Genomic DNA, 1,347 nt, shown 5'->3' on the forward strand with positions numbered 1-1,347 from the left:
CGGGCGACGCCGCCCCGTCCGACGCCGCACGGCTCGGCGCCGAGATCGGCCACGAGGTGCGGGGCCGCACGCCGGCCGACCTTCTGGCGGCCTTCGGGTGACGGCCATGCCGGTTCTGGTGCTGCGTCCGGAGCGGGCCGCCCGCCGCACGGTCGAGGGTCTCGCCGCGCTCGGGCTCGAGGCCATCGTTTCGCCGGTGCTCGCCATCGAGACGCTCGACACGCCGATTCCGCCCGGCCCCTATGACGCCGTGCTCGCCACCAGCGCCAACGGCCTGCGCAAGCTGAACGGCCGGCCGGAGATTCGCGAGCTGTCGCGCGCGCCGCTGATGGCGGTGGGCGACCGCACGGCGGAGGCCGGACGGGAGGCGGGGTTCGCGAACGTCGAGGTGGCGGACGGCGACGGCCGGTCGCTCGCGGCCGCCGTGGTCGCGCGGTTCGGGACGCCCGGCCGCTTCCTTCACGCGGCGGGCGCCGACCGGGCGTTCGACCTTCAGGCCGCGCTTCGGCCCCACGGACATAAGGTGGAGGTCGTCGATCTCTACCGCGCCGCGCCGGCGTCGACGCTCACGCCGGAAGCCGAAGAGGCTCTTCGGCGCGGCGCGGTGATCGCCGTGCTGCACCACTCCCGCCGCATCGCCGAAACCTTCCTGTCGCTCTCGGGCGACGCGGGGCTCGCGGAGGCCGTGCGCACAGCGCCCCACGCCGCGCTTGCGCTGCGGGTGGCCGAGCCTTTGCTGGCCGCCGGCTGCGCCGACGTCGCCGTCGCGGAGCGTCCGGACGAGCCGGCCCTGTTCGACGCGCTCGCGCGATTGATCGGGACCCGCTCGCAATCCGGCGGTGAGCGTTCTAAGTAGGACAGCGACGGGACCCCTCCCGTCCTGTGTCTGCGAGCATCCCAAGGAGCGGCCCATGGCGGATCCGAAAGGCCCCGAGCAGAAATCCGGTGGCGCGGCGTCGTCCGCGCGGCCGCGGCCGCCGGTGCTGGACTTACCCGCCTCGGACGTGACGCCGAAGGCCGGCGCGCCGGACGTTAAGCCTGCAGACGGCAAGCCTGCGGACGGCAAGCCCACGGACGGCAAGCCGTCCGATCCGAAGCCAGCCGCCGCCGTTCCGCCGACCGGCGCCAAGCCGGCCTCGACAGGACCGGCGAGCCCCTCGGGCGTCACGCCGCCCTCGTCCACGGCCAAGCCCGCGGACGCGCCGCTGGGCGCGAAGCCGTCGACCACGTCGGCCACGCCAACGCCCTCGACATCCGATTCCAAACCGGCGGCCTCGGAGCCGGCGAAGCCGTCGACCACCGGGACGGCGACCGGCGCGGCCGCGTCCGGCGCTGCGGCCGGCCTCG

General features: G+C 75.6%; 1 protein-coding gene and 1 pseudogene. Both read left to right on the plus strand.

Annotated elements, in window-relative coordinates:
• Positions 1-106: 106 nt before the first annotated feature.
• A complete protein-coding gene (locus ACFQ4O_RS17625) occupies positions 107-856 on the plus strand; it encodes a uroporphyrinogen-III synthase (protein ID WP_378777687.1) in 750 nt (249 codons plus the stop codon).
• A gap of 55 nt (positions 857-911) precedes the next feature.
• Positions 912-1,347 (plus strand): annotated as a pseudogene (locus tag ACFQ4O_RS17630) (hypothetical protein); the annotation flags it as partial.

Source organism: Methylopila musalis, assembly GCF_042679725.1.
Taxonomy (GTDB): domain Bacteria; phylum Pseudomonadota; class Alphaproteobacteria; order Rhizobiales; family Methylopilaceae; genus Methylopila; species Methylopila musalis.

Coding starts and splice junctions, on each gene's coding strand:
- ACFQ4O_RS17625 (WP_378777687.1), top strand. CDS start 107: ATGCCGGTTCTGGTGCTGCGTCCGGAGCGGGCCGCCCGCCGCACGGTC.